This window comes from Planctopirus sp. SH287, from assembly GCF_056500625.1.
In genome coordinates this window covers 5,081,051-5,097,845 of record NZ_CM151403.1, presented here as the reverse complement: position 1 = coordinate 5,097,845, position 16,795 = coordinate 5,081,051, and the positions used below count along the sequence as shown (strand labels likewise).

Below are 16,795 nucleotides of genomic sequence, written 5' to 3'. Positions count from 1 at the left end.
CACCCGTACCACAAATCAGCAATGATCCTCAGTCACTGCGATGTTCAGACACAGGAATATTTAGCCGATCAACGCTTGCCGCAAAGCTTCATAGACCGGCAAGCGACGGCGGAGTTCCCAGAGAGCCTGTGAGGTTAACTCCCTGCCATCGATGGGAATTGTTGACTGACGTTTTTCTGTTCGCAGAAGTTGCTCAAGCACGTTTCCGGCGTATTCCTGAGCTTTCTCATGGCTGGCCGGTTGATCGAGCGATACCGGTACGTCCACTGTCTCGCCATCTTCATTGGTTCGATAGAGACGTCCCTGGCGATATCCCGCTAACGTCCCATCGACCATCCACCCCGTCGCAAACGGAACATGGGCATTGCGCCGAAGTTCAATTTCCGCCCGAAGGCCGTTGCTGAAAGTGATCATCAACGACCAGTCGCCGGCGGTTCCAAGAAATCGGCATTCTCTGACGGAGTGAAGGGACAAGCCAAACAGCGGATCAAGGGCGAGCGCCAGTTCCTGTTCGTGCTTCTGTTCCGCATCCGATGAAATATCGCCAGTCGCGTGCGCAGCCAACCCGTGATGAATTGGAATGGCGGAAGGCACCCAGGAGAGTGAACGGATGGCCCGAAGATCGCCGAGTTCCCCCCTCTCAACCAAAGTACAGGCTTCCTGATAATCCGGTTCCGATTCGCGAGGGGAAATCAGCCTTAAGACAGGAGGGACAGCTGCCAGACGTGCGGCTGATTCCAACTGATCCAGATCGTGGGCAGTCCACAAAGCCGGGCCAGCGAGAATGACGTTGTTTCCTTGAACGAGTGCAGCTGTCGCCAACTCTCGCTGTTCGAGGCGAGGGCCACAAAGAACGAGCCAAGGTCTCGAATGGGGCAGTAAGAGCCTGTCCGGGAAAGCTCCCTCTCCCTTAGGGAGAGGGCCGGGGTGAGGGTTCAATGAACCAGCCGTGTTTCCAAAGCTAATGCTTAACCCCTCATCCGGCCTGCAGCCACCTTCTCTCTCAGAGAGAGGAAGTGCTGAATGTTTTCGGATAGCCTCTAAATCACCGGCTTCTCTCATTAGCACCTGATGGCAGAGATCAGCGTAATAGTCGGCCCAAGGGCCTGTCCCCTGAATTTTGAACGGCAGGTTCGGTGTTCCGTCTGTTTGCCCGCCTGATGGCAATGTCATGCACCTATCCCGTCCATTCAGCTGGCTGCTGTTCCATTGATTCTCAGGGAAGGAACGTCCACGTTCCCTCCCTGAGAATGATTATGGATTAATTGGACTTGATATAGCCACTCAAACGCAGAGAGAGCTTTCCCGAACATTTCTGATTGGAAGGAGCGTTGATCTTCACAAGCAGCACACCATCCTGTTGAGGTGAGAATTCTTTATTATCCCCCACCAGAAACGGCTTGCCCGGCTTCTTGTCCGAGACAATCACGCCAATCAGAGCGCCAGCCGGTGCTCCGGGATAAAGTTCCTGGCCATTATCGGACGTGGGCAGACCACTTGCTGAGACATCCGTGGAGATCGAGAACTTATAATCACCGACCGCTTGAATCCGAAGAGGACGATCTTTGAAAACCATCCCCAGCGGTTGGCTCCAGCCACGAGCCACATCATAGTCGACTTCAGTCTCATTCGAGGAAAGAATCTGTTCATTGAGATCCTTGACCTTCTGCTGAACCGCTGAGTGATCGGGATCCAGCTTCAACAGAACTTCGTACAGCCCCTTGGCTTTTTCGAGATAACCGGCTTCTTCATATTCTTTGGCCAATGAAGCCCCGTCTCTGGTGATGGCGTCTTTCAAACGATCCGCCTTGAGATCGATCTGCTTGATGGCTCCTGGACTGATGGGCCGGGCTTTTGTCTTGGATTTACTGGTCGATGACGCGCCAGGTTTCGTTTGCTGGGCCAGCAAAGGGGACTCGACAACGACAAAAAGTGAACAAGCCAGAAATCCGGCGAAGAGAGCACGAAGTGGCAGCATAAGAAATCTCGCCAAGGGAGCAGACTCAACAGAGAACGCGGAATCGCGTGACCGCAGACATGGTGACATTGAAAAAACGGAGTTCACAAACGTCATACCGCAGGCAGCCACCCGGATCAATGACTTACCTCATGGGCCTCCCAACCATTCGTCGTAAAGCCGCTAAAGTACGGGAAGTTCTCGGGGATTCAAAAAACGTCCAGATTCCTGCAAAAAACAGTATGTCAAAAATGAAAGAGCGAGCCACCGCGAAAGGGACTCCTTCGGCAGTGGCTCGCTCTTTATCAAATGGCGATAGCCCGCAGGCATCAGAATTCAACAGGAAAATTACTCAGCGGCTTCAACAGCCAGCAGTTCAATTTCAAAAATCAACGTTTCACCAGCCAAAGGATGGTTAGCATCGAGTACGGCTTCCTGCTCGCCCAATTCAACCACCCAGACGGGGAATTCTTCTTCTTCATCGTCTTCCGCAGTGGCGGTGAGTTGGTCACCCACTTCGGCGTCTTCTGGCAAGTCAGCCCGCTCGACGGTCTGCTCAAGTTCAGGATCGTAATCACCATAAGCTTGTTCGGGTTCGATCACGACCCGCTTCTTATCGCCAACATTCATACCAATGACGGCATTGGTGAGGCCCTCAATCACTTCTTCGCCACCCGCTGTGAACTGGAGAGGCTCTTCAGGCGTGCTTTCGTCAAACACGCTGCCATCATCCAGAGTTCCGCGATAGCTGATTGTTACCAGATCGCCCGCAACTACACTCGCCATTGACATTCTCGATTCGCAAACAGACAGATCGCCCCGGCGACTGATGGAAAACTGATCCATGGCTTTCGGGACGGCAGAATTAACAAGAAACATCCTACAGCCCAGTTTCTCCCAGCGAAAGCCATCAACTGTTCATTTGTTTTAGCAAAATTTGCGGTGAAAAATCGACTGATCTGTAAAAACACGGCGCCACGAGCCAAAAGTGCCACGAGCCGGAAGCGTCAGCGACGGACATTTCCCTATGCTTCTTTGCCATCAAAGTCGGCCATCAAATCGATTTGTCATTGTTCTCGCGGTGAGAATGCGAGTACCCGTCGCTAACGCTTCTGGCTCGTTGGTATTAGGCACTGCTCCACTTGCCCATCGTTCAGGAAAAACAAATCGCTCAGCTTTTATGACTGAGAAACTGGCATATTGGTCGTGAAGGGCCGCTTGAACCCCGAAATCTCCACAACCAGCGGCAGATGATCCGAGGCATCTTTCAACAGCCGGCTTTTCGCGATCCGGCATTCTTTGATGTCCACACCATCATTCGCAAAGGCTTTATCGAGCGAACCCAGCGGCAACCAGGCGGGAAACGAACGAAACCGCGACGGCGGAGATGAAACCTGCGCCCATCCATGCACGGCAAAAGGGCCAGCAGCCAGCGTGTTCCGCCAGTCGTTGGTGTCACCAATCGCCAACGCCGGCAGCTCGCGGTGCTTACGAAAGTATTGATGTTCTAGCAGACGCCGGACTTGCCAGTGCCGCTCGTTTTCCCGCAAACCCAGATGCCAGTGGATTAAATGGAGCCAGCCAAAGGGGCTTTCTACAACCGCAAGCTGCGCCCCACGCTGTTTGTATCGCCGGCGAGTGAGAGAGATCTGATGAAGTTCCGCCAGCGGATACTTCGAGGCCACCAGATTTCCATACCCCCCCTTTTTCAGAGGGACATTCAACTGAAAGGCCATATGCGGGAGCGACAAACTTCGGCTGATCAATTCCGGCTGGTGATCGAACCGGGAACGAGCCACCCCCGAGTCCACTTCCTGAAGGCAAATGATGTCCGGCGACAGCTCTTGCAGAGCATCGATAATTCTGGGAAGTCGGTATCTGCGATCACGGCCGCCAATCCCCTTGTGAATGTTAAAACTGACAATCCGCATGGGTTCGTAATGACCTTGATGGAGTGCGCGAGTAAGTAGGCCAACGAGTCTGCCGACAAGCTCAACAACCTGTCAGACCTGTCAGAATAGAAGGTCGTACCACTATGCACCCAGTTCGAGCCAGGCCGCTCCCAGATAGTCCAGAAGATCTGATGCGATCATCCCTGGTCGAGATTGCTTCATAATAGCCAGATCACCGGCTCTCCCGTGCAGCCAGACCGCCAGCTGAGCCGCTTCAAACGGAGGGAGCTTCTGGGCCACGATCGAAGTGAGCAACCCGGTCAGCACATCGCCGGTCCCTCCCGTCGACATCCCGCTATTTCCTGTGGGGTTGATAGCCATGCGGTAGCCGTCGGTGATGACGGTTTCTTTCCCTTTGAGCACCAGCACCAGATTGTGTTTGCGTGCGAATTCGTTGGCCAGTTTTTCCCGAGACGCTTGAATGGTGGCTGTCGATTCCCCCGTCAAGCGGGCAAATTCGCCCGGATGAGGCGTCATAATGCGTGGGCCGGCGGCATCGTCGCGAGTCAGGTCATCGCCGCTGGCAGCCAGAACGTTCAACGCATCGGCATCCAGAATCATGGGGCGAACTGCTGATCGATACAAAGCCCGCACAATCTGCCGCGCCGGTTCTGCTGTTCCTAAACCGGGGCCTATGGCGAATGCTGTCGCCACGTACAACGAACGGGTGATCGATTCCATCGCACCAAAATCAATGGCGCCGTGGCTTTCTGGCAAGCCAAGAGTGAGAAAGCTAGGCTCATAGGCCGCCACGATAGGTTGAAGCGAAACCGGTGTCGCGACAGTCACCAATCCCGCTCCACCGCGTAGCGCCGCCTTCCCCGCCAGGCAAGCGGCCCCGCTCATGCCCGCCTGACCCGCGACGATCAAAGCATGACCATAATCACCCTTATGACCATCATCCCGGCGGTGAGGCACGATCGGCATGCTGGTGATGCAAATGACAGCTTGCTCATGAGTCATAATCTGACCTGCTTAATCTAAAAAATAGGTCACAAGAAACCTCCCCATCAGACTACACGCGCATTCGGCATGCTTTCCATGGTGACTCAACATGGTGAGACAAGAAGCGTCATCTTCCGCCGGGAAAACGGGGAGAATAGAATTGTTCGCCCTTTGGATGACAACGTGCTGTCAGTTCAACGGCACTCAGAGTCTCTCCGGGAAGACTCCCTCTCGCGGGAGAGGGTTGGGGTGAGGGGGCCTGCGTGCCATGCTTGCGCCTTTGAGGAGCAAGCAAGCATGCCTGACGCACCTCACTCCGTTGATTTCTGGAAAGCGGATAAGTTGCTGTTTCCACACACCGCGCAAACGATGAGACCAGCCGTCGATTCTCTGGCTGGCCTCATCGGCTAAACGTGATCTGCATCAGATAAGCATGTCTGATAGCCCGACGATTGCCAAAATGGCTCAATCAGGCTGGCAAAAAAGCGTTAACGACGCGTCGCAATAATCCACACCGCATGAATAATCCCAGGAATATAACCCAGAATGGTCAGCAAGATATTAAGCCAGAAATGGAGTCCAAAACCGACCTGAAAGAACACCCCCACAGGCGGCAATACCACGGCTAAAATAAGCCGGGGAATATCACCCAGCGTCACCGGGGATTTTGAAGTCGAAAGGTTCGCAGGATCATAAGGGTTATGTGTGTGAACAGTGGACATCATCGGCTCCTTGGTCAGATTGAGGGTTTCATTAGCCTCAAGGACTGATTACGGATCCCAGAATTTAACGGCGCTTTGTATGCCATGCTTGCGGCTTTGAGCAAACATGCCTTACGCATCTCTCAACGCGCCGTTGATTTCTGGAAAGCGTATGAGTTGTTACCCAGGAGAAAGGCAAAGCCCATGCCAGCCTGTTCAAAAACAGGAAAAGCGACTTCTCAGAAGACAACCTGTTCGCTCGCCCGCCAGAATGTTCTGGTTTTTAAGGCACTTTGAAAGGCGAATGGCCAACTCGCAACACCTCGCCAGCAAGACGGCTGTTCACGTCGAAGGAATGTGCCTCGTTGCAAGAAATTGAGGGACGACGAAAAAGCCTTTCGTACAAGGCAAGCGAAAGGCTTTTGTCCGGCTGTTCCCGATGTCCTGCGATGAAGACATCTCGATAAAGCGTCAAACCGGTGACCGAGTCTGACTATAAACTCAACTCAACGCGGGGAAAGTCCACTTCAGTCCTCGCGAAATTATTGAATGAGTTTGTCAGGACGTTGAGAGCCACATGGCCCACAATTTCCACCATCTCGGCGTCGGAAATCCCCGCAGCTCGTGCGGCATCAACTTCTTCGTCAGAGACCGACCCACGTTGATCAAGAATCTGAAGGGCTAATTGCAGAACGGCCTGAGTTTTTGGGTCATCGCTATGCCCATGACGAACAGCAATCACCTGATCTGGCTTGACTCCCTGTTTACCAGAAACCAGCGTGTGGGCAGAAAGGCAGTACTCACAACCATTCTTCTGAGAAACAGCCAACGCAATTTGCTCACGAATTTTCGCAGAGAGTTTGCCAGCTGCGAGTGCCCCGCTCAGTCCCAGATAGCCCTCCAAACCTGCTGTTGAGTTGGCCATCGTTCTCATCATATTGGGAACCATTCCCATCCGCGCCTTCACGGTGCCAAGCAATTCCTGGGTCTTGCCTTCTGTCTTGGAAACATCCACTGGAGCAATCCGGTAGCTCATCATCAACTCCTTAAAATCAGGGAAATACTGACTTGCCGTCTCAGGCGGCATCGTTCTGTTGATGAGAGTTACCGGGCCAACCAGCCTTTGTTACACGAATAATGGCCAGAGGACTTTCCTATGAATTGAACCCGATTTGCGTCGTTATTTCTTGCGGGCGGCTTCGCGCATCTGGCGGCGGGTGGTGAGGTATTCCTGCCACAGATCCAGCAGCGGCTTGCCAGTAGCTTCCTCAAAGAGGCTTTCCTGATAGGTTCCTTTTCGCATGTGGGCATTCAGTTTCGCAACAATCCCTGGCGCCTGATGATTCTCAAGCCAGAGAAAGAAGCCTCCCGTCAGACCATAGCCTTTGGTGAAACCTTTGGGGTCAGCACTGGTGGGGAACCAGGAAAGTGGTTTCCCTTCAAAAATCGCATATCGCAGATAATCTGCAATCCCTTCGGTCACCCAGCCGGGGCCGCTACGACCGGGATAAGCCTGGATGACATGCACCATTTCATGAATCACCATGCCGACATCTTCAGGATGCTTTTCGACCCAGTGCGAAGAGATCGTGATCTTATCGCGGACAGTAAAAGCCACCCCTTCATCCGTTTTCTTGAACATGATTTTCATCTGCCGGGGAGGGACATACCCTTCTGAGCCGAGCAGATTGACCATCCGTGGATACCACTCCTCCACCAGCGTCTTCGCATCATCACCCCACTTGGCAAGATCCGGCGTCTCCGTCGTGTCAACTTCCACCTGCACCATCGGCGAGAGGGCAGGTTGTTGAGCCAATGACACAGGGAGCCAGAGGCAACACACCACAAGAAAACCGGCATATCGAGCGGCCATAATGGTAGTCCTGATTAATCCACACTTAGCAATAAAAGCCTATCAACACTCCCTCTCCCGTAGGGCAGCCCAGAAAGTAGGGCAGGCTCCCGCCTGCCGATCCGGCTACCCGCGTTGCCACAAGAGGTTAACGAGATTGAAATGGGCGAGCGAAAGGTTTTCAACGCCTTGGCCACAACTCCAGCAACGACACGGGGTAGAAGCATTACGAGCCGGAAGCGTCAGCGACGGACATGATTTACAGCGACGGACACGACTAATTAATCACTCCACCGCCAAAAGAAAGTAGGGCAGGTTCCCACCTGCCGATTCGGCTACCCGCGTTGCCACAAGAGGTTAACGAGATTGAAATGGGCCAGCGAAAGGTTTTCAACACCTTGGCCACAACTCCAGCAACGACACGGGGTAGAAGCAGCGGCAGGCCTTGTTTTTATCGGTCATCACCCTCTTGTGCTTCCAGCACACAGGTCGCCCGAAAACAGGCAACCTGCGCCACCTCGCGAGCACGCGCGCTCAAGCTGCGACGCATAGCGAGAAGACGAAACCGTCTTGGGTAATGTACCGCTTGACTTAAACGCCTCAATCTCGCTGTCGATCGATTTGAGCAAAGTCAAGTCCCTGACACGCTGAGCCTTGACCCGTTCACGCTCGAGGGAACTTACAAGAGATTCACGTAGTTCGTTTATGGTTGCGGTGTATAGTTCATATGCCGCTTGAAGCTTGGCTTTACCGGAGTCCTGACCTCTCGCATAACTCGGGCAAATGAACGCGAGAACAGCCACGATCAACGTAAACCGTTTGAAGAAGGTCTGATTTATGGAGATACTCTAATTTGGATGAGGACGAGCGCCTACAATCACTGGGTTGTCGCCAGCAACGTTGATTTCAGATTCGAGCCGGACGGCAACTCCGGTGCATTGTATTGTCATCTGCCCGTTGCGATGACGGGGCTACGTACACTCATATTGTACGCTTATAGAAAAGCAGACTGGACACGCCATGAACTGGAAGTCGAAATAGCCAATCGAATCGCCAAGTCCCGGACTGTCAGGCGGACAAATGTGAGCGAGGCGCTTAGTTTTGACGCCACCTCGACAGTCAGGATTTGGGCAGTCGTCAATTCGTGAACCTTGAATCCAGTACGGATCGCCACACAGCTGCGAGTAGTAGTAATCGGGGTCTTCAGGAGGGACTTCCAGAGAGTCGAAATAGCCCTGAAGCTTTGCCGCGTCGTGATCGGGAAGCGTTTCCTGATAACCCAAGGACCGGTGCTTTACCCACAATGCATCGATTTCGGGCGTCATGGGATACAGTCGAATGGGTTGCTGAGTGATTTCGGGTCGCGCCTCATAATGAGGAGACTCGTAGTCAAAGAGCCAGTCGAGTCCCCCGTGCGAAAAACAATTAATCTCATCGTCAGCGACTACCTGATACGAAAGTACGCTGCATTGAGAGCACACATAGAGGGGGAGTCGTTGAAGTGGGCTGTAGCCTTTTTTCAACGTTACTGGGATGTCGTCCTCTGTGAGGTCCAAGTCCCAAGTCAAAGTCACTTCTCGCCTGCATTCAGGGCAGACGGCGCCCGAGTGTTGAGTCGGGCCGCCAAGCCTGTGCGGTGAAGGAGACGTCGTGCGTTGAACGTAGAAGGCCTCGGTCGTGAGGGCTTCCGATTCTTTAGCTGGTTTGCTCACACTGCTCTCCGTGTGACATGTGCGGGGTGGCGCAGGTTGACTGTACTCAGTCTAACTGGGTAGTAACGCCACAAGAGGTTAACAAAATTGAAATGGGCTAGCGAAAGGTTTTCAACACCTTGGCCACAAGTCGAGCAACGACACGGGGTAGAAGCATTACGAGCCGGAAGCGTCAGCGACGGACACGACTAATTAATCACTCCACCGCCAAAAGATCATCTTCAACTCCTTCCAAACCAAAGCATTCCTCACAACTCCACCTCGCTCCCGATTGCGAGATCACTAATGCGAGTGCCCGTCGCTAACGCTTCCGGCTCATTGGTATAGCTTGCAGGTTGGCCCAGTAAAAAGTAGGGCAGGCTCCCGCCTGCCGATTCGGCTACCCGCGTTGCCACAAGAGGTTAACAAGATTGAAATGGGCGAGCGAAAGGTTTTCAACGCCTTGGCCACAAGTCGAACAACGACGCGGGGTGGAAGCAGCGGCAGGCCTTGTCTTTATCGGTCATCACCCTCTCGCCCTTCCAGCACACAGGTCGCCCGAAAACAGGCAACCTGAACCTTCTAGCGATGTAGCAGCGGTTGACTGATTCCCAACCGACGCGCGACCTCGGAGACGGATAAATACATAGTCAAAGACCATGTTCAAAGCTTCACGCTTAAACTCAGATGTATACTTCTGACGCTCTTTCGACATGCTCTGGACTCCTCAAGGAAAAGCATACTCTCTTTTCCCCTCGCCCACATTTCATGGGCAAGTCCAGCCGGATACGTATCAACTCAAACACTTATAAACCATTTAAAAAAGTTTAATAATTCACAATTTACGTCTAAGTCGCATAAAAATGACGTACACAACCATAATAACAACTAGTAAGTTAAAAACAATTAAAAACGACACTGCACTGGAAATACCAAATTTACGAGCGTTTATATTCTGCAGGTTTTTACTCACTGCAGGCGTCGAACTAACAATTCTTTTTCCATCCCAAACAATCGCACCTACTTCTCCAGGAGGTGACATACTGGACGTCCAGTTCACCGAAACCCCAGGCTTAATTCCTTGAATTTTTTCTAGAGAAAACTCTGTTTCTGAAAAATCCAAGTTATACTTAATTTCTGAGTAACTTGCAATTTCAGACCCTATTACTACGCTATTCTCCCTTCGAGTATAAGAAACACTTACAGGAATACTAAAATCTAAATCAGAAACGTGCCTCCATTTCGTTTCAACGCTATCCTCAAGCCCCGAGCTATCCTTGCACGACAACATAAGCACATCGTTATATACGTCATCAGAAACAATCGCCTCACACCTCCCTCCTTGCATTGAATCCCACTTGATATTTAGACACGCTATGTCTTGAAATAGACGTTTCTCTGAAGTCACCGAGCTATTGTTCTTTGGTGCCCACACAGACTGAGGGTGCCAGTACCCCGACATAGACACCGTTGATGGAAGCAGACCCTGCCACCGTAAATCAGGCACAAATGCAAGCTGCGATATACGATTGTCGGCAACATCGTAAACAGACAACGCAGATGGCTTGACTTCTACAGCATCAGATTGATCTTCAAGAAAAATCGCTACAGTTTTCATTCCTGCGCAACCAGTGCAGATAGTCTTAGGCCTTTGACCATCATCAATAACCGCCATCGACCTTGCATTGGCGTAGTCGGAATTTATATACCATTCGCCACCGTATTTTTTATCACCGTAAACACCACTAATAGAACAACGAAAACTAACAGACTTTATTTGCAAACGACGATCAACAATATTCTTTAAAATATCGCCATCAGCAGCAATGCAGACTTGTGATACCGCCAGCATGACACAAAAGACAAAGCTTGTCATGCATAAGTGGAGCCTAGACCATACATATTGCATGTTATTTCTCCGGGTAAGTACACAGTAGTTGGACTCGACTTATTTGGTGTGTTTTATTGAGATACTGCTGTGGTTCACTTTTCCGAGCAAGGAGGCTCACGCATGCCAGGTTTCAGTCCTCATCAGTTTCCCATCTTTCTCACGCCCGAGCAACGTCAATCCTTCGATGAAATCACTCGCACTTGGGCATGCCCCGGCCAAGAAAATCCGGCATGCCCAAATGCTTCTCCTCAGCGATCGGCATCGGCCAGGTGGGCGGCTTACTGCGCACTGGCCCAAGTTGACTGTACTCAGTAAAAAGTAGGGCAGGCTCCCGCCTGCCGATTCGGCTAACCGCGTTGCCACAAGAGGTTAACGAGATTGAAATGGGCTAGCAAAAGGTTTTCAACGCCTTGGCCACAAATCGAACAATAACGCGGGGCGGAAGCAGCGACATACCTTATTTTTATCGGTCATCACCCTCTTGTGCTTCCAGCACAGAAGTCGCCCAGCGTAGTGATCAGGCAAAAGATGATGAGTATCGACAACTACTGCGTACGGAGTGGCAGGTCTGATCTTCCATCTTCAATTCTCTTAAACTCAGCCACTTCCGTGGATCGGCCCTCAACGTTTGGGCTGGGCCAAACCGAAACGAAAGCCGACGTTTCCAAAATAATGCAGTTCAGACACCAGCGTAAATCCAATCGTCTCTGCCCGGAACTTCAAGTTTGCCTGACCATATGGGTCTCGAATGTTCGAGAAATCATGTTGGCCCTGCCTCAATCGCTCGATGACTGCGCCGACCATTAACCCGCGGCAAATGCCTTGTGCGTTCTCGAAATACTCTCCGATCGGTGGTTCTCCGTAACCCGCTACGAGTGGGTTGCTCGCTGCATATCGATCATAGAGTTGCACGATTTGTTTTTTTGCTTCATGAAGATCTCGATCCATCAAAGTCGAAAGTTCTTCCAAGAAAAACGACAATTCACGAAGTTCGGCGATGACTTCCTGGTTCGAAATCTTGGCAAAAGTTCGAACGCTTTCATCACTGGCAAGCCACGGGCGGGAGTGCTGTAACAGTTGTGCGATGGTCACCAGCCCGTTTTCATAAGCGTTTGTGACTGCGCGGATTCGTTCTGCCTCGGCGTTCAACATTTGCTTCTTCGGTGAAAAACTTCCCAATCGGAAATGCCGCGTCGAAAGGTCATCAAGGGCTTCACGAGGGAATTCCAGCAGATACGCAGCGGCCGTCCCATTCGCCATGTTCTCGAACATGAAGCACTGGTGTTCAAATGGCCGAGCCTGCTCCGCCATGCGCCGTGCCAGAATTCGCACCCGCTCGACATCTCGATTGCCGTCAATCCATTCACCCGCTTCGTAATGCGCGCGTGCTCGAAGTAACACAACTTGGGCGAGCGTATGAAACTGGTTGTTTATTTCGGCATCGGACCAGCTTGAACTTGTGTATCGCCCCCAATCGCAATCACGCTGGGCCGACGAGTCATCGAAACGGACGAGCGCAGAGACAACGGCTGGCTGGCGGAGGAAAGACTTCTGTTTCTCTGAAAGTCTATTCATGAACCCGTAGTCACCATCATCAGACGTGGCCGAATCCACGTAATCCGGCACGTTTCTTCCCAGTTCAAGGATTGCCAGAAGGTAACTTGTGGCAGCGTTGTGATCAGCTGATGCTACATACCTGGACATTAAGGTGACGAACAGAACTATGAACATTGTTAGTAGCACGAGTTTTGGCAGGGTCGCTGCCGTCTGGAACTTCCGTGGCGTTGTGTTGCTCATAACGGCTTTCATGGGACAGCTACGTAGTAGTAGTAGGGCAGGCTCCCGCCTGTCGGTTCGGCTACGCGCGGGGTAGCAGGGTAGCCCAGGTTGACTGTACTCAGTCTACCTGGGTGGCAACGCCACAAGAGGTTAACAAGATTGAAATGGGATAGCGAAAGGTTTTCAATGCTTTGGCTACAAGTCGAGAAACGACGCAGGGTGGAAGCGCAACGAGCCGGAAGCGTCAGCGACGGGCATGACTTATTAATCACTCCGCCGCCACAAGTTCCTCTTCAACACCCCTCCGGATCAAAACATTTTTCTTGAATCCATCTCGCTCTTGATTGCGAGATCATTAATGCGAGTGGCCGCCGCTGACGCTTCCGGCTCGTTGGTATGGGACGCGGGGTGGAAGCAGCGACAGACCTTGTTTATCGGTCATCAGCCTCTTGCGCTTCCAGCACACAGGTCGCCCGAAAACCGGCAACCTGTACCACCCTGCGACAACAGCAGTTTGCTTCAGCACGTGGTTAAGCTGAATGGTCGGATGAAGAACAAACTTCCATTTTCCGAATCAAACCTTGCGCCAGGGAGAAGCGATGATCCACGTACTCGTCGGCTAGCACCGCTCCGGATAAGTCATGCACAACCTGATGAACCTTGACGAGGATGCACCCGTCCCCCTCAAGGTGAAAAGCTATCGGCTCCACATGCGGGCTGATCTCGCTCCATTGCTCTGTCCAATAGGCGCGAACGGCTTGCTGACCATCGACAAAACCGCCCTTGAACGCTCGTGGCCAAGCGACATCCGCCGTCATGGTCGCGAGAGCGGCGTCGATATCGCGGGCATTGAAGGCCGCATATGCCACACGCAATTGCTCAAATTCTAGCGGCGCAGGTTGATTTGGCATGGCTTCGCGGTGTTGGGATGTATTGCAGAACTGAATTTGTGATGTTCAGAACGAATTGAGCTGTTGATACCCGACTGGATCGGCTCGTCCATCCCTTTGTGCTGTGTCTCACTCGGCAGCGCTCCTCTCAGATCAGGCGCACGGCAAAGGACGCCAGCCAAAACAACGCGACTGTAGCATGAGTGCAATTCGACACAATACAAGCGGAGAGGACAGGACGCCGTTTGAACTTTTCATCGCCGGGGTCCGGGGCTGGGATACTGGATTGCAACGATTTTTCAACATTTCGGCGAATGGGACATGACCGCACAAGCGATCCAACTCACCTGTCGGTGAAGAACTCGGAGCTACGAACTTGGGAAAGCGATTGCGCACCCCGTCTGCCAGACGCAGCGCCGGTTCGGCGATGGCGACAGTGCCTCAGTATGGCACGAACACCTCGGTGATGATTTGCCCATTGACTTGGCGCTGCTGTGCCTTCCGCGGCTGTCCCCAGAATGTTCCCAAAAACCCTGCCTGCGGTCCAACAGCGATTAAGACCGAAAGAGGGACTTGGGTGATGTTGTAGAACAGGTGGTGGAGAGACTCGAAGGTCGAGCCATTGGGATTCTCTGAATTGTCATTCGTTTCGATCACAAACCTGTTCGCCTGATCGGGACCGACCAAGCAGTCGATTACGAGCTGAGAAATCGTCTGGTATAGGTGCGTGACGAGATCGGCTCGTTGAACATCGCGGCCAGCCGTCCGGTTCTCTACACCGAGGAAGCGATGGCTTCCGGTGTCGGCCACGTAGTCGTAGTCGCGGATGTCAGAGACGCAGTATCCATGTTGGGTAATGAGTTGCTGGAGTCGAGTCTCGAAAGCTACTTGGTCTGCGTCGTTGATGTTAAACCGGAACCGCAAGCTTCGGTGAAATCCGCCCTGATTGGGTTGAAGAGGTTGTTTGTACTCGTCAGGAATCTCTGCAATATCACAGTCGCCAGAGTCGTCGGCGGACGACCCGTACCTGGAAAACCAGAACCAGTTGAGCGAGCCAGTGAACTGAGCTGTGATGGGTTGAAACACCCTGCCGATGAGCGTCTCTGCCCAGTCACCGTGCTGTTCATTGGACGGCACAAAGACACGGGTTTGGCGAACGCCCATAGGTCAACCTCCGGTAGCAGAACTTCTGTTATCCTCCGAACGCTTGGATAATACCACACGGCATCCACAAACCCGAACCCACTGGGCAATTGGGATGCATTGAATCGACCTCGCAAAGATCTCCGATCAAGCGCTCGGCAGGAGATGCTAGCCAGAAAAAACAACGCAATCGCAACACGAACGCTACGTCGATGCAACATCAGCGGAGAGGACAGAACGCCATTTAAACTTTTTATCGCCGGGGTGAGAGGCTGGGGATCGGAACTGCGACGATTTCTCGATGCTTTGACAGAGGGAAATGACCGTGTGAACCGTTAAACTCAAATACTGCAGTGACTTCGAAGAGCTTGATCCGTGAAAAGGCGCAAGCAAAATTGGCCGAGAAGCGGATTGCGTGAACTTGGCATGCTCATGATCGACGACGAAGCCGGTTTCAGTGATGTCGCTGACCGAACAAGTCTCATCGTCGCCTCGAGTCCTTCTTTCGTACTCGTTCCGCCTTCTTCTCCTTGCGTCGCTGCTTCTTCTCCAGGGACTTTTGTGCCTTCGCCCGCTCAATACGATGTGCTTCGATCAACGGCTTATCCAGATGGCGGTCGAGCGCTTTGAGAATATGTTCGAACGCCTGCTCCTTCGTTGAGTACGACCTTTCACCCAAGAGCAGGTTGGACTTGTCGGCCTGGTGATAGGCACCGAGTGTGCCGTGGGTTCCAGTCGTCGCCTGTGCCATCCAGTCGTCGTCAATCGTATCCCTGCAAACACAGATGGTCCAACCTCGGTGGTGAGCGAGATGGTTGTCGAGATAGAAAGCCACGTTCCCCGCCACGGAGAACAGTTCTTTCTCCTTGCGCACCGGATACACGGGTCGCTTGTATTCGTCATCCGCAATCTCCTCAAGATTCTTGACGCCACTGCCGGACGTCATCGCAATGGAGCCGTGCTGAAAGAGAAAACCGTCGGGCGACAACGGGAGATATTCACCGGACTCATGGGCATAAACGTGAATCGCGATTTCTCGTCCCTGAAATGGCTCCAGATCGAGTGGATGGTCTGCGAATGGATTGATGCAGACATGCAGTCCGTCCAGCAGTGTCTCTTCGAACTCTGCTCGCGGCTTAGAGATGTAGTGAGGGTGGAGCCCATTCTCGTTGAACCGGGCTGCCGTCAAAATGGCGTTCAGTTTCCCATTCTTGGTCAGCGCACGCACTTTGGTGATTGTGGCCGTGTTGCTGAAGATGACCGCGCTGACTTCCGGCATCATCGTTGAAGTAAAGAACCCGAGTGGGATCGTCGCTCCATTATCCTTGATGATTTCGGGTAGCGAAGATTGGCCGATCGGCATTCGCTTTCCATCTGGCGTCGGAATCCACAGCGGTTGATCGAAGCCGTACAGAACTCGTCGCAGCGCATTATCGTTCTGCATGAAGAACGTGGGCTGTTCGAACGGTGCTGCACAGATCACAAACGGCTTGCCCTTGACGTGATCGAGTTCGGCGTAGCTCTCCTTCAGCTTCTTGTATTTCGACCAGATCGCACTCGCCAACCGAATCGTCGCGATGTGGACCGTTTCTTCCCGGTCGGCATTTACCAACTGGTCGAGGGACCGCCTCCACTCGGGGCAATACCCGTCCGCGTGGCTGGCAATCACCGCTTCCGCGACGACCGGTGTACCTGCGGCCGACTGGAGGACGAAGTCAGGACGATTGAAGGAGTAGTCTGCAGTAAAACCGAGTTCTCGAAACGCGGCGTGAAGATACAGTTCCCAGAACGAAGAATTGAATGTAGTCTGGAATTCCCTGACGAACTTGCCATCGCGGTCAACGAACCCGTCTGCCCACTTGTGCAGCGTATCCCACTCTTCGTCGAAGAATCCGGGAGCGATCAATGCTCGAAAGTTCGAGTGAAGCTTGTCTTGAGTAACGAGCGGCGTCCTCAGATCCATCACATGTCCCCCACACGTCTCTTTCGGCTGA

General features: G+C 52.7%; 13 protein-coding genes. All 13 read right to left on the bottom strand.

Annotation, left to right across the window (positions count from 1 at the left end; translation table 11 throughout):
* Window positions 1-60: 60 nt before the first annotated feature.
* Window positions 61-1,173, bottom strand: coding sequence for a Gfo/Idh/MocA family oxidoreductase (locus SH287x_RS18945; protein WP_479515952.1), 1,113 nt, complete (start codon window positions 1,171-1,173; stop codon window positions 61-63).
* 88 nt (window positions 1,174-1,261) lie between these two features.
* Window positions 1,262-1,978: a hypothetical protein gene (locus SH287x_RS18940; RefSeq protein WP_479515951.1), complete on the bottom strand. Its 717-nt coding sequence runs from the start codon at window positions 1,976-1,978 to the stop codon at window positions 1,262-1,264.
* A gap of 327 nt (window positions 1,979-2,305) precedes the next feature.
* The gene (locus SH287x_RS18935) at window positions 2,306-2,743 is read right to left on the bottom strand and encodes an FKBP-type peptidyl-prolyl cis-trans isomerase (protein WP_479515950.1); all 438 of its coding nucleotides are present in this window, start codon (window positions 2,741-2,743) and stop codon (window positions 2,306-2,308) included.
* Between the two features lie 392 nt (window positions 2,744-3,135).
* Window positions 3,136-3,888 (bottom strand): endonuclease/exonuclease/phosphatase family protein, encoded by a 753-nt coding sequence (locus tag SH287x_RS18930; RefSeq protein ID WP_479515949.1) that lies wholly within the window; start codon window positions 3,886-3,888, stop codon window positions 3,136-3,138.
* A gap of 102 nt (window positions 3,889-3,990) precedes the next feature.
* Window positions 3,991-4,872 carry an NAD(P)H-hydrate dehydratase gene (locus SH287x_RS18925; protein ID WP_479515948.1) on the bottom strand — a complete coding sequence of 294 codons (882 nt, stop codon included), beginning with the start codon at window positions 4,870-4,872 and terminating at the stop codon, window positions 3,991-3,993.
* Between the two features lie 470 nt (window positions 4,873-5,342).
* Window positions 5,343-5,513, bottom strand: coding sequence for a YqaE/Pmp3 family membrane protein (locus tag SH287x_RS18920; RefSeq protein ID WP_479518737.1), 171 nt, complete (start codon window positions 5,511-5,513; stop codon window positions 5,343-5,345).
* Window positions 5,514-6,048: 535 nt separating this feature from the next.
* Window positions 6,049-6,642, bottom strand: a complete 594-nt coding sequence (locus SH287x_RS18915; RefSeq protein WP_479515947.1) for a carboxymuconolactone decarboxylase family protein — start codon at window positions 6,640-6,642, stop codon at window positions 6,049-6,051.
* A gap of 93 nt (window positions 6,643-6,735) precedes the next feature.
* Entirely contained in the window at window positions 6,736-7,428 is a 693-nt protein-coding gene (locus tag SH287x_RS18910; protein ID WP_479515946.1) for a basic secretory protein-like protein, read from the bottom strand.
* A 2,505-nt stretch (window positions 7,429-9,933) separates the two neighbouring features.
* Complete coding sequence (locus SH287x_RS18905) at window positions 9,934-10,974, bottom strand: hypothetical protein (protein ID WP_479515945.1); 1,041 nt, start codon at window positions 10,972-10,974, stop codon at window positions 9,934-9,936.
* Window positions 10,975-11,610: 636 nt separating this feature from the next.
* Entirely contained in the window at window positions 11,611-12,786 is a 1,176-nt protein-coding gene (locus tag SH287x_RS18900; protein WP_479515944.1) for a hypothetical protein, read from the bottom strand.
* 512 nt (window positions 12,787-13,298) lie between these two features.
* Window positions 13,299-13,679 carry a nuclear transport factor 2 family protein gene (locus tag SH287x_RS18895; protein ID WP_479515943.1) on the bottom strand — a complete coding sequence of 127 codons (381 nt, stop codon included), beginning with the start codon at window positions 13,677-13,679 and terminating at the stop codon, window positions 13,299-13,301.
* 420 nt (window positions 13,680-14,099) lie between these two features.
* Window positions 14,100-14,822: a hypothetical protein gene (locus tag SH287x_RS18890; RefSeq protein ID WP_479515941.1), complete on the bottom strand. Its 723-nt coding sequence runs from the start codon at window positions 14,820-14,822 to the stop codon at window positions 14,100-14,102.
* A 460-nt stretch (window positions 14,823-15,282) separates the two neighbouring features.
* Entirely contained in the window at window positions 15,283-16,764 is a 1,482-nt protein-coding gene (locus SH287x_RS18885) for a hypothetical protein (protein ID WP_479515940.1), read from the bottom strand.
* Window positions 16,765-16,795: the final 31 nt, after the last annotated feature.